General features: G+C 58.3%; 10 protein-coding genes. 3 read left to right on the top strand and 7 right to left on the bottom strand.

All coding sequences use genetic code 11. The annotated features are described in order from the left end of the window. Positions 1 to 90: 90 nt before the first annotated feature. The 5 genes from HY011_28580 to HY011_28600 form a co-directional block, all read right to left on the bottom strand. Positions 91 to 4,986: a hypothetical protein gene (locus HY011_28580; protein ID MBI3426904.1), complete on the bottom strand. Its 4,896-nt coding sequence runs from the start codon at positions 4,984 to 4,986 to the stop codon at positions 91 to 93. A 129-nt stretch (positions 4,987 to 5,115) separates the two neighbouring features. Beyond that, positions 5,116 to 5,568, bottom strand: coding sequence for an IS200/IS605 family transposase (tnpA, locus tag HY011_28585; protein ID MBI3426905.1), 453 nt, complete (start codon positions 5,566 to 5,568; stop codon positions 5,116 to 5,118). A gap of 115 nt (positions 5,569 to 5,683) precedes the next feature. Then, entirely contained in the window at positions 5,684 to 6,706 is a 1,023-nt protein-coding gene (locus HY011_28590; GenBank protein ID MBI3426906.1) for a DUF1175 family protein, read from the bottom strand. A gap of 61 nt (positions 6,707 to 6,767) precedes the next feature. Then, a complete protein-coding gene (locus HY011_28595; GenBank protein ID MBI3426907.1) occupies positions 6,768 to 9,533 on the bottom strand; it encodes a serine/threonine protein kinase in 2,766 nt (921 codons plus the stop codon). Positions 9,534 to 9,872: 339 nt separating this feature from the next. Beyond that, on the bottom strand, positions 9,873 to 10,511 hold the full coding sequence (locus tag HY011_28600; protein ID MBI3426908.1) for a sigma-70 family RNA polymerase sigma factor: 639 nt from the start codon (positions 10,509 to 10,511) through the stop codon (positions 9,873 to 9,875). Positions 10,512 to 10,654: 143 nt separating this feature from the next. On the opposite strand from HY011_28600, the gene HY011_28605 reads away from it, so the two are divergent. Together HY011_28605 and HY011_28610 are read left to right on the top strand one after the other, a co-directional pair. Continuing rightward, positions 10,655 to 11,614 carry a HAMP domain-containing histidine kinase gene (locus tag HY011_28605; GenBank protein ID MBI3426909.1) on the top strand — a complete coding sequence of 320 codons (960 nt, stop codon included), beginning with the start codon at positions 10,655 to 10,657 and terminating at the stop codon, positions 11,612 to 11,614. Beyond that, positions 11,611 to 12,360 (top strand): response regulator transcription factor, encoded by a 750-nt coding sequence (locus tag HY011_28610; protein MBI3426910.1) that lies wholly within the window; start codon positions 11,611 to 11,613, stop codon positions 12,358 to 12,360. Before HY011_28605 ends, HY011_28610 begins: the two co-directional genes overlap by 4 nt. 369 nt (positions 12,361 to 12,729) lie before the next feature. Here HY011_28610 and HY011_28615 read toward each other — a convergent pair whose 3' ends face one another. Further along, a complete protein-coding gene (locus tag HY011_28615; GenBank protein ID MBI3426911.1) occupies positions 12,730 to 13,761 on the bottom strand; it encodes a sigma-54-dependent Fis family transcriptional regulator in 1,032 nt (343 codons plus the stop codon). Between the two features lie 470 nt (positions 13,762 to 14,231). On the opposite strand from HY011_28615, the gene HY011_28620 reads away from it, so the two are divergent. Further along, positions 14,232 to 14,897 (top strand): Uma2 family endonuclease, encoded by a 666-nt coding sequence (locus tag HY011_28620; protein ID MBI3426912.1) that lies wholly within the window; start codon positions 14,232 to 14,234, stop codon positions 14,895 to 14,897. On the opposite strand, the gene uvrC is transcribed toward HY011_28620, so the two are convergent. Then, positions 14,894 to 16,747 carry an excinuclease ABC subunit UvrC gene (uvrC, locus tag HY011_28625; protein ID MBI3426913.1) on the bottom strand — a complete coding sequence of 618 codons (1,854 nt, stop codon included), beginning with the start codon at positions 16,745 to 16,747 and terminating at the stop codon, positions 14,894 to 14,896. The two genes, HY011_28620 and uvrC, sit on opposite strands and share 4 nt — an antisense overlap. Positions 16,748 to 17,048 lie beyond the last annotated feature (301 nt).

Consider the following 17,048-nt stretch of genomic DNA (forward strand, 5'->3'; position numbering starts at 1 on the left):
GGAAGGGCACAGCCCTTCCGCACATCCGGCGGCAGAGCCGCAAAACCGGCAACTGCCATTTACTGACCACTAACCACTGACCACTGACCACTACTTCTTATCCAGCAACGTCACCCGCCAATTCGCCGTATTCGCGCTGACAGACGGCGTATACATCAACTCCGCCCGCGCCGGAGCCGCGCGGAAATCGCCCGGCGTGATGACGCGCAACGCGTATTGGAACACATCGTCGCCGTCGAAGTAGTTCACAAACAGCGCCGTGCGATTGTCGCGGAATTCGCGGGAGCTGTACCAGTTCGACCATTTGCCGTCGCTGTAATTCAGATCCATGCCGCTAACGCGCTCGACCTGTTCACAACCCGCTGGGATGGGGTCTTCGAGCATCACGTAGCGGCCCTTGTTCCCCTGCACGTGCAACCGCGAGACGATCAGGTCGCCTGACCGCAGTTCGCCGGTCAACGGCTCGACCGTCCATTTGTTGTCGTTCACGCGCAAACGCAGGTATTCGCGCGTCAACCGCAGGCCGCCCGCCGATTGCGGCGCGACGTTCTGGTCGTTGGTGTAGTAATCCAGCGCCGACGACACATACAGCGTGCCGCGCCCCTGTTTGACGATGCGCAGTTGGTTGGAACCGCCCAGCGCGACGCCCTTGCGTTCAAAGACCAACGCCTGCCCGCTCGACACATCGGCGGCGGTAAAGCGTTTGGTGTTGATCTGCTCACCGTTCAGATAAACCTCGACCGTGTAATCGGGCGCGAGTTCGCGGCTGGCTTTGAGGTAATCAATCAACCCGAAGATCGCAAAGGCCGTGTGTTTGGTGGATTCCCAGTAATAACCGTTGCGCCGGTTGCTGACCAGCCAGCGGGCGGTTTTGGGCAACACCGCGCTTTCGGGTTTGAGTTGCGCGAGGGCTTTTAACGACAGGGCTGTCGCCTCGGTGTTGTTCTCTTCGGTGAAATCGAGCATCGGGCGGCGCGTGGATTCCCAATGCGCGTCGAGTTCGTTGGCGCGCGCGGATTTTTCAATCTCGCTCGCCACCTGTTCGGCGCGGCCTTTGTCGCCGCGCGCACGCAGGGCTAACGCAAGTAAGGCGCGTCCGTAAGGTTGCAGGTTGCTGCGTTTGCTGAACAGGTCAAGCACGAAGCGCGGGTCTTCTTCGGCGCTGGCGTTCAGCGCGTAAACCAGATAGGCGCGATCCTCAAGATCAAGCGGTTTGCCGTTTTCGGTTTTGTTCGCGTCGAGAATTTGTTTGATCTTTTCGCGCCCGTGATTGAGCCGGTAGCTTTCAACCGCGAAGCCTGCGCTGCGGGCCATCTGCAACCCATCCACGACGTAAGCGGTCATGAATGGATCGGTCGGATCGTCCTTCCACCAACCCCAGCCGCCGTCATCGTGCTGGTAGCCGTAGAGCCGATCCAAGCCCTTCTGCACTTTCTTCTGCAACAAGCCGGTGTCGCGGATCGAAGTCGTTTTGACCTCTTTCAACGCCTGGGCCACCACGACGTTGGGCAGGAAGCTGGACATCGTCTGTTCGGTACAGCCATACGGAAAGCCGGTCAGATAATCCAACGCGCCAAATAACGAAGCCGCGATGGAAGGCGAAGCTTCGACGCGCAAGGTGCGCGCCAGCGAATTGGCATTGGCGGGCAGATCGAGCGAGATGACTTTTTCGGCGGACTCTTCTGACAACGTCGTCACGCCACTCTTATGCTGATGCAAGCCGCCAGGCACGATGGGCAGTGGCAATTCGACGCCGTCTGATTCCTCGTTCGTCTTGGCCGTCGCCAGCAAACTGATGTTGCCGATTTGCGACGCTTGCACGCGCCAATCCACGCGGCGCTCGCCGTTTTGCGGGATAGTGAATGATTGTTTGGCCGCGTCCAACAGGCGCGCACCGTTGACCTGCAACTCGACTTCGGTGGCTTTGTCCGAATTCAGGTAGTTGTGCACGATGCCGGAAATCGTGACCGTGTCGCCTTCGGTCAGGAAGCGCGGCGTTTCCAGACGCAGGATCAGATTCTTGCGCGCGAGCACTTTGTTGATGCGCGAACCGACGCGCAAATCGGCCGTCACCGCCCGCGCCGTCGCCCGCCACGTCGTCAGGTTGTCGGGCAGCTTATCCAGTTTGACGGTCGCCTTGCCGTCCGCGCCCGTCACAACATCGGGCTGCCAATAGGCGGTGTCTTTGAAATCCTTGCGAATGGTCGGCTCGACCAGTTGCGCTTCGTTTTTGAAATCGGCGAGTTGATATGACGGCTTGTTCAGCGCCAACTGCATCAGCTTGTCGCCGCTAAAGCCGGTGAATTCAAACGTGGTCGAAAACGATGTTTGCACCGCGTTGTAACGCCGCCCATAAAACGCGCGCCGAATGTCGCCCGCTTGGTCGGGTTGCACGCTGTAAATCGCCTCGTCCACCACGCCCAGGCTGACCTCGACGCCAGGCGCGGGCGAGCCGTCGGCGTTGCGCGCGAGGATGGTGTAGGACGCGGGGTCGCGCGGTTTGTACTCTTTCTTATCCGGGATGATTTCCAGGTTGAGGAACTTGTCTTTGGACGGCACGCTCAGCATCTTGTCGCTGGTGTAAAGCTCACCGTTTTTGACGTATGCCACACTCAGATACACGTTTGGCGAATAGCGGTCTTCAATTGGCACATCAATCATCGCGGCGCGCCCAGCCACGTCTACGCGACGCGCGGTGATGACACGATTGAGTTCGGTCGTCACCAACAGATGCGTCTGTTCGCTCGGCAGCATCAACAGTACGTGCGCGGTTTCGCCGGGTTTGTAAGTGGTTTTATCCGGCACTAGCTTGATCGAATCCCAATCGCGGTAGGCCGTGTCGGCCCAGCGGTTGTTGCGGTCGGTGGCGTACATATAACCACCTTCCGAACGAATCTGTTTGCCGTTTTCAGTGATGATGGTGTCAATGTCTATGTACCCAACGATAGGCACCTTGTAATCGTAAAAGGCTTCGCCTTGCGCGTTGGTTGCGACTTCGGCGCTGCTGAGGTCGGTGCGGTTGACCTTGTATTCGAAATGCTTGTAGCCGTCTTCGTTCTTTTCGATGCGCTCGTAACGTTGCTCGTAAAACTTGAGCGTCACCTTGGCCGCAACGGGTTTGCCTTCGTAATCGCTGGTGCGCACCTTGAGACGCGCCGTGTCTCCCTGATAGTAAACGTAACGTTCGGGCCGCGCGCTGGCAACTACGTTGCCGCGTGTGCCAGTGAACGAAGCCTTGCCCTGTTCCTCGCGCCGCGATGAATCCGTCACCATCGCTTCCAGCCGGTAGGTATAATCGTGCGAATCCTTGGCGTCGGGTTGCGGCACTTCAAACTCGACTTCGAGCTTGCCGTTGGCGTCGAGGCGCGCCTCGCCTTCTTTCACCATGTCGTTGCCGTAGCCATAATCGTCGCCATCGCTCTCTTCGCCGCTGTCAGCCTCGCCCAAGCCATCGTCTTCGGCAGCCCACCACCAGCGGTAATAGCGCGAACGATAGACGTACCATTTCACCTCGGCACTCGCCACGGGCGCGCCAAAAAAGTATTTGGCCTCGACGGTGAACTTGGTCTTTTCGCCCACGCCGACAAATTGTTTGGGCGTCGAGACGCGCACTTTGTATTCCGGTTTCTTGTATTCCTGCACATCAAAATTACCGGTCAATTCGGTTTCATCTCCGTCGGCGCCCACGCTGGCTTTGATAGTGTAAAAGCCGAGCTTGGCGCTCGCGGGGATTTCGACCTCGCCGCTGAAGGTGCCGCGCGCGCTCAGCGGCACTTCCTTTTCAAACAGCTTGCCGCTGTCGTTGTCTTCAATGCTGACGCGCACCGTGCGGTCGCGGAAGAGTTCATAACCATTTTCACCCAAGCGGCGCAGGATGCCTTTGAAATAGACTTTCTGTTCAGGCCGGTAAACGGGGCGGTCGGTGTAAATGTAACTGGCCGCCTTGCTGGTATCGCCGCCAAATTCGCTCTCGAAATAAAACGGCTCCAAGCCTGAAATAGCGAATTCGTCATTGTGCAGCGCCATCACCAGAAAATCGGCGCTTTGGGTATCCGCCTCTTCTTCGACAGGCTCCGGCTCGCCATTCGCGCGCGGCGCGGGCGTGGGTGTGGCCGTGGCTTTCGGCTCCTGTAGCTTGGTTTTCAAAATGCCGTTTTGATCGGTGACGCCTTGGGCCACGGTTTTGCCGGAACGGATGACTTCGATGCGCACGTCGGCGCGCGGCTCGCCGGTTTTGCGATCAATCGAATAGATGAGCATCTCGCCCGCGTGCGTCGTCTTGTTGATCGTCGCCAGATCGGTCACGACGGCGATGGTATAGGCGCGCAACTTGTCGTTGACGGCTTCGATCAGATACACGCCCGGTTTCATCTGGCCCAGATTGACCATGCGTGTGTCGTACTGGTTTTCGAGTGGCGCCAGCTTTTGGCGGAAGGTGCGCACCTTTTGATCGGGGTTGAGCAGCGGCACCTTGGCGAAATCGGCCTGCTCGCTCGGTCCCTGCTCGCCGGAGCGGAATTTATCGTTAAAGGCCGTGCGCGATTCGCGGCGCAATTGGTCGCGAATGTAGTTCTTGACCGAATAGAAAATGCCGGTCTTGAACTCGCGCAACTTGTCGAGCATTGACGGCTTGGCCTGATAGGTCGAAGCGACTTCGCTGCGGTCGGCCACGCCCATCCGGTGCGGATTGTCGAGTTGTTTGAAAAACTTGACCGGGTCTTTGATTTGGTAGACGCGAAAGTCCAGATAGTTGACCGCCTGATAGTTGATGTAAATGCGCGTCTTCTCGCTGGTGCCATACGTGCGATTGGTCGAGAGCGAGAAGTTGGGCTTAATGCTGGGGCTGGGTTGTGGCGCGGCATTGGCGGGCGTTTGCGCAGGCTGTTGTTGTTCCTGCGCGCGCGGACGGAATGTTGCCAGCGCCAACGTTGTGGCAATAACCACCAGATAAACTGTGATAACCGTGAAATGATTTCTTAGCTTCATAATCTGTCCACTCCGTCTCAAAAAAACCGCTTCCGCATTGGCCCTGAAGGGGCCGCATTCAATAGCCGGGGGCAACGCCCCCGGAACGCGCCGCGCGCCGGCCCGGCCCTGAAGGGGCCGCATCAAGCGTCAATCCCACAAATAGCGTTCGTCATACTCGACATCATACTTTTGCAACAACTCGAGCAATTCATCTTCAAACTTCACCCGTTGGTGATGAATCTTCTGTTTCGCCAAATAGGCCCGCAGGTTCGGAGTCTGTGATTTTCCGATTGAAAACGCGCCGTACCCGTCCTGCCAATGAAATCCCGCGAACTCACACCCTTTGGCTTTGATCCACTTGGACGAATCCTGTTTCAAATTCTGCAAGAGGTCTTTCAAGGCGATGTTTTTCGACAGCGAAACCAGCAGATGCACATGATTCGCTGTACCGCCCGCCGCCAACAAAGGCGATTGGTGATTGGCCGCGATGCCGCCGAGATAGGGGTAAAGCTCCGGCTCGATTTCGGGCGTAATCAAATCCGCGCGGTGTTTGGTTGAGAAAACAATGTGCACGAGCAAGCTGGTTAAGGTTTGTGCCATTGCAAACCTCTTGACGACAGATGCGGCCCCTTCAGGGCCGGTGATGTATTCACGCTCTTCCGGGGGCGTTGCCCCCGGCTATTGAATTTCGCCCTTTCAGGGCGGGGCGAAACGCTCACTGCAAAATCTTCAATCTGTAAAACCCCAAAAAAATTTTATTCCCTTCGACAGGCCGCCAGCGCCGGTCTGGATGTTGCTCCAACACTGACAAGCGCACCTTCTTCACTTCGCCTTTATCTTCAGCGGAACTGCCAGTGTGATAGACGACCCAATCGTGCGCGCCTTCGTTGGCGTGGCGCGCTTCGCCCAAAAAGAGCATCACGTGATAGGGGTATTTCTGCACCCAGGGCTGGTGATAAAAGAGCAAATCGCCCGGCTGCGCTTGACGCCAGTCGCGGCTGACAAACGTCGTGTTGTAATTTTTCAGCGTCCGTGCATCGGCAAATTCTGACAGCTTGCCGTTCGTCAAATCCGCTTCCTGAAATGAACCGAATTCGGCGCGAAAGAGCTTTTCACCAACCGGCGAACGGTCGAGCGTGTAGGCGCGCACGTCAGGCGCGACGGCTTCGACGCCGTCACCCATGCCTTGAAACCAAAGGCGGTCGTGTTTGCGCAACGCTTCGCGCCAGGCGAAACGTACCAGCCCTGCGCAATCACGTTGCTCAGCATTCCATTGCGCGCTCAAGCGATAAAACTGTAGTTCGGCCAGCGCCGTGAACCAGCGGCGGAAGCTTTCGCGGTCGGCATACGAACGCAACTCCATTGCGTCGGGCAGGCCATCAGCATCCCCATCATTCAAAGTATCAGGCAAGGTCGGTTTTGCCGGAGGAGTAGTCGTGGCGCGTGTGGTGTGCGCTTGCGGCGGCTGTCCGCAGGCGAGCAAACCCAGGCTCAAGATGAGTATGGCCCAGCCATACCGCTGGAGAGGGGACACCACTGTTTTCGGATGTGGCACGTGCTGCATCACTCGTTTAACCTTCTCCGGTTGCGCCTGTTGGGAAGAATAATCTCGTGTGACTTCGGTGCGTACTATAAGCGCGTGACGGCGGCCCTGCCAATAGCGCCAAAGGTCTTGGATGTTTCCCCATTCCTCCAACGCCAGCCCCTTGCGATGAGCCGCCGCCACGTGCCGGATCATCGCGCGTTTGCCGGATGCCGCCTACCCGGCCAGCTTCTGTGGACATCTGTGGATTGCCACATCATTTGCATTTTTCGAGCGCCGCAATGACCTGCTGCAAAGCTGCGGCTTCGTCGGGTGCAGGTGTTTGTTGCGCCTGCAAGGCTTCGCGCAAGGCGCGGCTGCGTTGATAAGCGGTGCAGGCTTCGCGCCGCAACTCGGTATTCCTGGCGCCTAGCTTCACCGCCACGTCCCCGATAAAGGCATACGAACCGGCGAGGTCGCGCTTGATCTCGGCATTTTGCGGATCGGCCTGCACAAGTTCTTCGCGCAATTTGGCGGCTTGGCGATGTTGGGCGAGCGCAGCGTCGAACTCAGCGCGTGCGGTCAGCACCAAGCCGAGCTTTTCGTGATCGAAAGCCAGATCACTTTTCGTTTCGGCGTAATCCGGGCGCAGGCGCAACATCTGCTCATCCAGCGCGAGCATCTGGCGATATTGCGTCAGCGCGCCGTTCGGGTCATTCAGCTTTTCCAGCGTTTCGCCCAGCTTGCCGTAACTGGTCGCCAGGTCGCGTTGGGCTTCGACATTCTGCGCATCGGCGGCGGCCAGCTTTTCCCGCAGCGCGAGCGCCTGCCGATACTGTTCCAATGCCGGCGCGGCCTCATTGTTGGCAAGCAAGCCGTTGCCGAGTTTGTCGTGCGCGATGGCTAATTCGCGTTGTGCGCGGGCGTCGTTGGTGTCGGCGGCGGCAGCGGTTTGCGCCACACTCAACGCCTGCCGGTAACTGGCGAGCATGGCCGGTTTGTCGCCGATCGCGCCTTGCCGGTCGCCGAGTTTGATCAGGCCGATGTAAAGGTCGCGGCGCGCCCGGCCATCATTCGGCGCTTCGCCAGCCAGCGCGCTGAGCAGTTGCAAGGCCTGTTGTTGCAGGGCCAACGCTTCGGGGCGTTTGCCGCTCAGGGCCGTCGCATCGCCCAAACGTTGCAGGCTCGAGGCCAGGTCGGCGCGCGCGGTGCGGTCTTGCGGGGCGACGGCGCTCAGCGGTTCGCGCAAGGCGCGCGCTTGTTGGTAATGCTCGATGGCTGGGCCGAGCGCACCGCTCATCCGCAAGGTATCGCCCAACCGATCCAAGTTGTTGGCGTGTTCGCGTTGCAAGGCGACATCGCTGGGCATGGCAGCCAGCAGCGGCGCGCGCAAGGCCAATGACTTTTTGTAGCTGTCGAGTGCGCCCGCCGCATCGCCCAGGTTTGGAAAACCGGGACGCCCTTGCACATCGCCGACTTTCAAATAGGCGGCGGCCAATTCGCGCTGCAAGCTGCGGTCGCCCGCTACTTCCTGCGACAACCGTTCCAGGTATTCGAGCGCGCGTTTGACCACCAGTTGCCGCGCGGGTGTCGCGCCAGGCAGCTTCTCAATCGCGTCGTGGAATTCAAACAGATAGACATTCGCCAATTGGCGCACTTCGTTGAAACGCCGCTCGGCGATGCGCGCCTGGCGCACGGCGGACACCAGCCCGGTCACCAAACTGATGACGACCAGCAGCGCCGCGATGACGCCGGCCTTGTGCCGCTGGATGAATTTGGTCGCGCGGTAACTCACCGTGTTCGGGCGCGCCAGCACGGGCAGGCCGGCCAGATGGCGGCGTATGTCTTCGGCCAGTTGTTCGGCAGAGGCGTAGCGGCGCTCCGGTTCTTTGCGCAGCGCCATCATCACGATGTTGTCGAGGTCGCCCCGCATCTGGCGGCGCGCACGTTCGGGGTCGAGTCCTGCCAGGCTCGCTTCATCAAAAGCTTCGGTGGCCTGTGTAGCCGGCGCGGGATGCGCGACGGCAGTTTTCACCGAGGCGCGCAAAATAGCCTCGCGGCGCTTGCCCGATTGCGCGGCGTGGGCCAGTGCCGTGCTGGGGCGTTCAGGTTCGGAATCACAAACCGCCTGTTCAATCTCGCGCACCGATAACCCCGCGATTTCATAAGGCCGCCGTCCGGTCAGCAATTCGTAAAGCAACACGCCCAGGCTGTAAACATCGCTGGCGGTCGTGACGGCCCGGCCGCGCACCTGTTCGGGGCTGGCGTAAGCGGGCGTCATCGGGCGCACCGAGGCTTGGGTCTGGGCGTCGGTCAGGTCGAATTGCGTGGGGTTGAGCAGCTTGGCGATGCCGAAATCAAGCAGCTTCGGCGTACCGTCGTGACTGATGAGAATGTTGCCGGGTTTCAGGTCGCGGTGGATGACCAGATTCTGGTGGGCGTAATGCACGGCGGCACAGACCGTGCGAAAGAGTTCGAGGCGTTGCGGCACCGTCAGTTTGTGCACGCGGCAGTATTCATCCAGCGGTTCACCCTCGACGTATTCGAGCGCGAAGTAGGGCGTGCCGTCTTCGGTTGCGCCGCCATCCAACAAGCGCGCGATGTTGGGGTGTTGCAGCCCGGCGAGAATCTGACGTTCGTAACGAAAGCGGCGCAACACTTCGCCGTGCTCCAACCCGCGCCGAATCAGTTTCAACGCGACGCGCTGACGGAATTGAGCGTCGGCGCGTTCGGCCAGATACACCGCGCCCATGCCGCCGTGTCCCAATTCGCGAATAATTTGATAGGCCCCGATGCGCTGGCCCGCCACGTCTTGTGTGCGGCTGAGCAACCGGGCCACCAAACCGCCGTTGACGCCGCCTTCCACGGTTGTCCCGGGTTCAGCGGGCAAGGCGTCTTGCTCTTTCAGCAACGATTCCACCTCGACCTGCAACGTGCCGTCGCCCGCGCAGGCCTCGGCGACGTAAGCCAGCCGTTCGCCTGGCGCGCGGTCAAGCGCGGACTGAAAGATGGCCTTGATGCGTTGCCAACGTTCTCCCGTCATGGTGCACGCTCCTTCAGGTTCACAACCCTGGGAGCGCAGGCCTCCTTGATGTTGTTGGCGAATTCGGCAAGCTGTTTTTCAAGCCCTGAAAGGGCAGGATTCAATAGCCGTGGGCAACGTCCACGGAAAGTGTGAGAGCCGTTTCCGGCCCTGACAGGGCCGCATTGAAAGCCGGGTGCGACCCTTTCAGGGTCGAGAAATAAGATCTCCCGTGGGCGTTGCCCACGGCTATTGAATGTTGCCCCTTCAGGGCGTCAACCCTTGCCTGCCGAATTCGCCGACAGGATCATCCTTGCCTGCGCTCCCAGGAAAGATCTGAAACGTAAACTCCGTTCTGCGTTAGCTTGATTCTTCCGGCTTGTCTGCCATTTTCTCTCCGCGCCGCAATTCGCGCTGCAACCAGGTGCGCGCGGTTTGCCATTCGCGTTTGATCGTGGCGGGCGACAGGCCGAGCACGTGGGCCGTCTCTTCGATGGTCAAATCGGCGAAGTAGCGCAATTCGACCAACCGGGCCAATTGCGGATCGAAGGCCGCCAGCCGCGTCAGCGCTTGGTCCAACGCCAGCAGTTCGATTTCGTGCGCATCCACCGAGGCGTCGAATTGCGCCGCCGTCAAACTGATGCGTTGCCAAGCGCCGCCGCGTTTGGCGGCAGCGTGGGCGCGCGCGTGGTCAACGAGCACCTGGCGCATCACTTGGGCAGCGATGCCAAAGAAATGGGCGCGGCTTTCCGCTTCGGCGAGTTGCGGTGGATGACCGATCAGGCGCAAAAAAGCTTCGTGCACCAAGGCCGTCGGTTGCAAGGTGTGACCGTCACGTTCACGGCGTAAATAGCTGTCCGCCAGCCGCCGCAATTCGTCATAGACCAAGGGCAGCAAGTTCGATAAGGCTTCTGCATCACCTTGCCCCCAAGCGGCCAGCAGGCGCGAGACTTCGGCTTGCGTGGCGGCGGGCACGGATGGAGATGACGGCGCTGACATTCCGGATTCCTCGCTTTAGATTGCCGTGGGTAATTTGCCTTGGGGGATTGGCACGCAGCTTAAAGGGCGCGACCGTGGAGCGCAAGCGTCACGTCCGACACAAGTAGCCGAATCGCCTTGCCCTCGCCTACAATACGCGCACGATGCGACTGAAGAGCCAGCGTAAAACTTCGATCATCTTTTTCACCGTGTTGGGCGCGTGTCTGGTGGCACTGGCGGCGGCGCTGAACGTCGGCTGGGTCATTCTGAACTGGCGCGAGGTCGCCTTGATGGTGGCCGGGGTGATCTTTTTTATCGTCATCATTGCCGGGCTGGTGCTGAACACGATCTTCCTGATCCGCGAAATCCGGCTCAACGAGCAACACGATAGTTTCATCAACGCCGTCACCCACGAATTGAAAACACCGATTGCCTCGATCCGCCTATATCTGGAAACGCTGCAAACGCGCGAAGTGGACGAGGCCAAGCGGCAGGAGTTTTACCGCATCATGCTGGCCGACAGCGACCGTTTGTTGCACACGGTCGAACAGGTCTTGCGCGCCGGACGCACCGGCCACAGCCAACGCCAGATTCAGCAGGCGGTGATCGAATTCAATGAGTTGGTGCGTGAGTGTCTGGAACTCGCGCGCATGCGGTTGAACCTTTCTGAGACGGCGTTGCGTTTCAAGTCCAGTCTCTCCGCCGATGAAAAAGCGCTGGTCAAAGGCGATCCCGAGGAATTGCGCGCGGCCATCTCGAACCTGATAGACAACGCGGTCAAGTATTCGGACAAGCAACTGGACATCGCCGTTGAATTGGCCGCGCCTACGCCCAAACGGGTCGAGTTGCGCGTCACCGATCAGGGCATCGGCATTCCGCGCGAACAGCTCAAACGCATTTTCAAACGCTTTCATCGCGTGCCGCGCCGGGTGGCGTTGGCGATCAAAGGCAGCGGCTTGGGCCTCTTCATCGTGCGTTCGGTGATTGATAAACACGGCGGCAAAGTATTCGCCGAGAGCGCGGGCGAAGGCTTGGGCAGCACGTTTACCATCCAATTGCCCCGCGTGCCGGAACCACGTGCCAAGCCGGAAACGAAATTGAGCAAAGTGGAAGCTACACAATGAAACGGGTCTTGCTGGTCGAGGACGAACAACACCTGGCCAACGTGTTGCGCTTCAATTTGGAAGCGGAAGGCTATGCCGTCGAGATTGCCGGTGATGGTGAAACGGCGCTGGCCTTGCTGCTGCAAAAACCGCAACCGTTTGATGTCGTCCTGCTCGACGTCATGCTGCCAGGCAAAAATGGCTTTGAAGTGGCGGCGGAATTGCGCGCGGCGGGCCAATTCGTCCCGATCCTGATGCTGACGGCGCGGGGCCGGGCCGAAGACGTGTTACAAGGCTTTGAGGCGGGTGCGGACGATTATCTACCCAAACCTTTCGAGTTGAGCATCCTGCTGGCGCGGCTGGGCGGCTTGTTGCGGCGACATCAATGGTTGCATCAGGCAAAGGGCGAAACAGCGCCGGCGAGCGCGGGCCAAGTTCCCCTGGAAGCGGAACCGGCGATCTTTCAATTTGCGGGCAAGACGATTGATTTTGGCGCGCTGGAATTGCGCCTCGGCACGCGCACCGTGCAATTGACGCTGATGGAAGCCGACCTGCTGCGCTACCTGATCAAGCACGAAGGCCAGGCCGTTTCGCGCCGCAGTCTGTTGGAAGAGGTGTGGGGGCTGCACGAAGACACCGACACCCGCGCGATAGACAATTTCATCGTGCGCTTGCGCCGCTACATCGAAGAGGAACCCTCGCAACCAAAACATCTGTTGACCGTGCGCAGCGTGGGGTATCGCTTTGTTGCCGGAGACCAGAGATAGAACATGGTGCCGCAAAAAAGCGCACAAGACACAAAAAGGATTTCTACCGGCTTGAATCGGTCTGATTTCCTTTTGTGACTTGTGCGCTTTTTTTGCGGCGGCCTATAGAAGCGCTACACTACAGCGGTTTTACTTTGGATGTGCAGGTAGCAAGGTGTAAGGCGGGTTAGTAACCCGCCTTACACCTTGCGCGGCCCTGAACACACAAGTTGAAAACCGCTATAAGATGCCCGAAATGCGCCAGTACGGAACCGGGACCGGGTGACTCGGCGTGAGACCTATGCGGGAGTACCCGGTCGCTATCGCTCCCGGTTCCGTACCGCTCCGCTGGCTTTCCGACCCGACATCTTGGTGTGTTTTCCCTATAGCTCACCACTTCACTTCCTGCCCCAATTCACGGAAGCGCTTCAATTTCATATTCAACGTTTGCACACGCAAGCCGAGCATGGCCGAAGCCCTGGTCTGGTTGCCGCCCGTTTGGCGTAGCGCCGTTTCGATCAGCGTGCGTTCGTAATCATCCACCATCTGCGGCAGGTCAACCCCGGTGTCAGGAATCGCCCGCAGTGTGGCGAAGCGCAAACGCGAAGGCAGCAACGATTCATCAATTTGTGGCGGCGGGGTGGCTTCGATAGCGCATTCCAACACCGCTTCCAACTCGTCAATGTTGCCCGTCCAGTTATATTCGGTCAGTACGCGCATGGCAGGCGCGGAAATCTCATGCTGCCCTTTGCCCAACTTGCGCGTCAGGCGCTCAACCAGATGTCGCGCCAAATAGGAAATGTCCTCGCTGCGTTCGCGCAACGGTTTGACCGTGAAGCTGTATGGTTTGAGCAATTCGACCAAGCCATAGGCGATGCGATTTTCAGCCCGCATGCCCGCCGGGTCATATTCGGTGGCGAAAACCAGCCGCGGCCCTTGCGCGCGCCCGCTATGCGCGCGCCAGCGTTGTTCTTCCAAGTGGGCGGCAAAGCGCTGTTGTAACAGCGGCGGCAGGCTAGTCAATTCGTTGATGTAAATGGTGCCGTGCGGATTGCTTTCGATCATCCCGCGCGAGCCGAATAACAAGGTGTGCAATGCCTCATTGCTCAGGCCGTGCGCGTTGACCGACATAAAGGGTTGCGCCCAATCTTCGCTGGCCTGATGCAAGACGCGGGCGATTTGCTCTTGCCGCAAGCCGCGTTCGCCGATGAATAAAACAGCCCCGCCCAGCGGGCGCTGGGCGGCCTGCACGCCGATGAACTCTTTGAGCGCGGCTACATTCGGGCTGACGCCGAGAAAACATTCGGAATGTTCCAGGGCAGTAATGCGCTGCGTGTTGACCAGGGTCAGCGCCGGGCGCGGTTGCAAAGCAGGCTTAATGGATGGGACGGTTTGGACGTCTAATGCTTCTGCACTTTTCATTGGTGTTACCTCTACCTCATCTTCTCTGTGAAGGTGCTCGTTTGAATCTGTCTACTGCCGCACAGGGCAGCGTGTTGAAGAAAAAAGTCCGGCCAGAACTAAACAATCTCTGTGCCAGCTTTTCTGCTGAAGCTAAGTACGCAGGAAACTGAAGCTTGAACGCAGCCGACTGCGGGGATTGCAGCGTTTCTTGTCCGCTTCCGGGATTGGCATTGTCCGGTAGCGAACTCAACGTCCGCAGTCAATTTATCAATTCATCAATTCTATTTCTCAATCGTGTTATCAAGTAAGCAGCGGTTCGGATGATTGAACATTTGCAATTACGGGGAACACTTCGGAAAGTTCCCGCGATGTTGGTGCGAAAAAGGCGGGCCAGGTTTCACTGTTCGGAAGGAAAACATGACAAGTTTGGATGGGGTCGTTAAGATGCAGGCGCCAACAACGTTCCGGGCAGAGGAGGCAAGTTCACCGTGGCATATCCGCAAAGTAAATTCCGCTTTACGCCGGAAGAGTATTTAACTTTTGAACGCGCTGCTGAAACAAAGCACGAATATATTGACGGATTTATTTATGCGATGGCAGGCGGCAGTCCGCCGCACAACCGGATCTGTTTCAATGTCATTGCGTCAATTGGCCCGCACCTGCGCGAGACAGAATGTTTTGGCTTCACCTCAGATCAGAAAATCAGAACCGATCCTCAGGATTTGTTTTCTTATCCCGACATCACGATTGTCTGTGGCGAGCCTGTCTTTCACGATCATCACAAAGATGTTGTGCTCAACCCCAAAGTCATTATCGAAGTCTTGTCGCCCTCGACCGAAACACACGACCGCGTGGAAAAATTTGCCCGCTACCGCACGATCAAGACGCTGACCGACTATCTGTTGATCGCCCAGGATCGCGCCAGCATCGAACACTTCAGCAACCAAAAGGGCAAAAGCGAGTGGCTGTATTCGGCAGCCATCGGCTTGCCGTCCGCTGTTAAACTCACCTCAATCAATTGCGCCTTAAAGCTCGCCGCTGTTTACGACCGCATTGTGTTCCCGCCGCCCAAACCGGTGCTCGTCCCTGTGCCTGACAAAGAAGTGAAAGAGGCGCTCGCCGCGCAAAAACCTAAACGCGCGAAGAAACGCTAGCTTTCTTCTTCAGTGCTATTCTGACGTTGAAAGTATTCCACGATCCGCTCCGCCTGCTTCTCGCCCACAAATGGCCGCAACTCCACCAAGCTCGCTTCACTGACACGTTTCAAACTGCCGAAATTGCGCAGCAGCCGTTCGCGCAGTTTTTCGCCCACACCCGGGATCGCATTCAGTTCCGAAGTGAAATCGCGCGCGGTGCGGCGCTGCCGGTGGAAGCTGATGGCATAGCGGTGCGTCTCGTCGCGAATCATTTTTACCAGCCGCATCACGGGCGAGGTCGGTTCCAGAAATACCGGTTCGTCTTCCCTGCCCCAGACCAGCAGGTGGCTGATCTCTTCGTGTTTGCGCGGCGGTTTGACCAACCCGACTAACGGCAGCGTGCCCAAGCCCAATTCAAACAACGCCGCCGAAGCCGCCGAGAGTTGCCCTTTGCCGCCATCAATGAAAATCACATCGGGCAATGGCTTCTCCTCTTTCAACAGCCTTGAGTAACGCCGCGCGACGACCTCGCGCATCGAGGCGAAATCGTCCGCGCCCGCGACCGTCTTGATGATGAACTTGCGGTAATCGCTCTTTTTCATCGTGCCGTCTTCGCACACCACCATGCCGCCGACGTTCTCGGCGCCCTGGATGTGCGAGATGTCAAACGATTCGATGCGCTGCGGGATGCCGGGCAAGACTAAGACTTCCTGCAATTCCACCAGCACGCGCGTCCAATCCGGCTTGATGACGCGAAAGCGCTGCTCGAAACCGATCTTGGCGTTCTTTTCGACCAGATCAATCATCTCGCGCTTCTGCCCACGTTGCGGATCGAGGATGCGCACGCGCCGCCCGCGCTTTTCGGTCAAGACCTGCTCCAGCAATTCGCGGTTTTCCCAATCCACCGGCACGTGGATTTCGAGCGGCACGTAATTGCCGATGGTGTAATACTGCTCTAGTACTGCGCCCAGAAATTCGCCCGGATTGAAATTGTCCACCGACACATCTTCCCAATAAAATTCGCGCCGCCCGACGATCTTGCCCTCGCGCATGGTGAAAAGCTGCAACGCCAACTGCTGCGCTTCTCGGTAATAGCCAAAGATGTCAATGTCCTGATCCGGCTGCGCCATCATCTTCTGCTGTTCGCGCAGGGCACGCACCGTGCGCAGCAGGTCGCGATACTTGGCCGCCTGCTCAAAGCGCAATTCCTCCGACGCCGCGAGCATGCGCCCTTCCAACGAGTCGGCCAGTTCTTTGTCTTTGCCGTCCATCAGCAAGCGCACGTCATTGACCGTTTCGGCGTATTGGGTCGGCGTGCACAAATCTTTTTGGCAAGGCCCCAGGCAGCGTTTGATCTGGTATTCCATGCACGGACGTTTGGCGCGTTTGTAAATCTCGTAGACCTCGTCCGAACAACTGCGCAATTGAAATTCGCGGTTGACCAGCGTCAGCGTTTTGTCAGCCAGCGACGCGGGCAAATATGGGCCGTAATACATCCCGCCGTCTTTATCAACGCGGCGTGTTTTCAGCAGGCGCGGAAAATCTTCGTTAATGGTGAGCTTCAGATGCGGATACTGCTTATCATCCTTGAGCATCACGTTGTAACGCGGCTTGTGCAGCTTGATCAGATTCGATTCGAGGACGAGGGCTTCTTTCTCACTGTCGGTGACGATGTACTCAAAATCTACGATGCGAGCGACCAGTTCGCGCGTCTTCAAATCCACAATGCGCGCCGTCTGGAAATACTGGCGCACGCGGTTGCGCAAGTTCTTGGCCTTGCCGATGTAGATAATCTGGCCCTTGGCGTTCTTGTGCAGGTAACAACCCGGTTGGAGGGGCAGGCTTTGCAGTTTTTCGTCGAGCGTCATGGCCGTAATTCTTCACCAAGTGCGGCAGAAAACAAAAGCGGGCTGGAGATTGAGTGGTGTCCTATGCGTGTGTTGCTGTCTGAAAACAGGAACTGCTGTCCACGAAGACACCCGAAGTACACACGAAGAGTAGGGCAGAACTTCGTGTGTACTTCATGTGTCTTCGTGGCCGAGATTTTTCGCGGCGACAGCAACACAGCTTTAGGACATCACCGGAGATTGGTTCTCAACCTTTGACAGGCCAAGCTCGTGGTTGACTTTGCCTGCTATGCAATTCAACCCCGAACTAACTGAGGCACCC

The organism is Acidobacteriota bacterium (genome assembly GCA_016196035.1).
Classification (GTDB): domain Bacteria; phylum Acidobacteriota; class Blastocatellia; order RBC074; family RBC074; genus JACPYM01.

What these genes read in the sequence shown, in the direction of transcription:
- HY011_28610 (MBI3426910.1), top strand. Translation starts at nt 11,611, where the DNA reads ATGAAACGGGTCTTGCTGGTCGAGGACGAACAACACCTGGCCAACGTG.
- HY011_28580 (MBI3426904.1), bottom strand. Translation starts at nt 4,986, where the DNA reads ATGAAGCTAAGAAATCATTTCACGGTTATCACAGTTTATCTGGTGGTT.
- uvrC (MBI3426913.1), bottom strand. Translation starts at nt 16,747, where the DNA reads ATGACGCTCGACGAAAAACTGCAAAGCCTGCCCCTCCAACCGGGTTGT.
- HY011_28600 (MBI3426908.1), bottom strand. Translation starts at nt 10,511, where the DNA reads ATGTCAGCGCCGTCATCTCCATCCGTGCCCGCCGCCACGCAAGCCGAA.
- HY011_28590 (MBI3426906.1), bottom strand. Translation starts at nt 6,706, where the DNA reads ATGATCCGGCACGTGGCGGCGGCTCATCGCAAGGGGCTGGCGTTGGAG.
- tnpA (MBI3426905.1), bottom strand. Translation starts at nt 5,568, where the DNA reads ATGGCACAAACCTTAACCAGCTTGCTCGTGCACATTGTTTTCTCAACC.
- HY011_28615 (MBI3426911.1), bottom strand. Translation starts at nt 13,761, where the DNA reads ATGAAAAGTGCAGAAGCATTAGACGTCCAAACCGTCCCATCCATTAAG.
- HY011_28595 (MBI3426907.1), bottom strand. Translation starts at nt 9,533, where the DNA reads ATGACGGGAGAACGTTGGCAACGCATCAAGGCCATCTTTCAGTCCGCG.
- HY011_28605 (MBI3426909.1), top strand. Translation starts at nt 10,655, where the DNA reads ATGCGACTGAAGAGCCAGCGTAAAACTTCGATCATCTTTTTCACCGTG.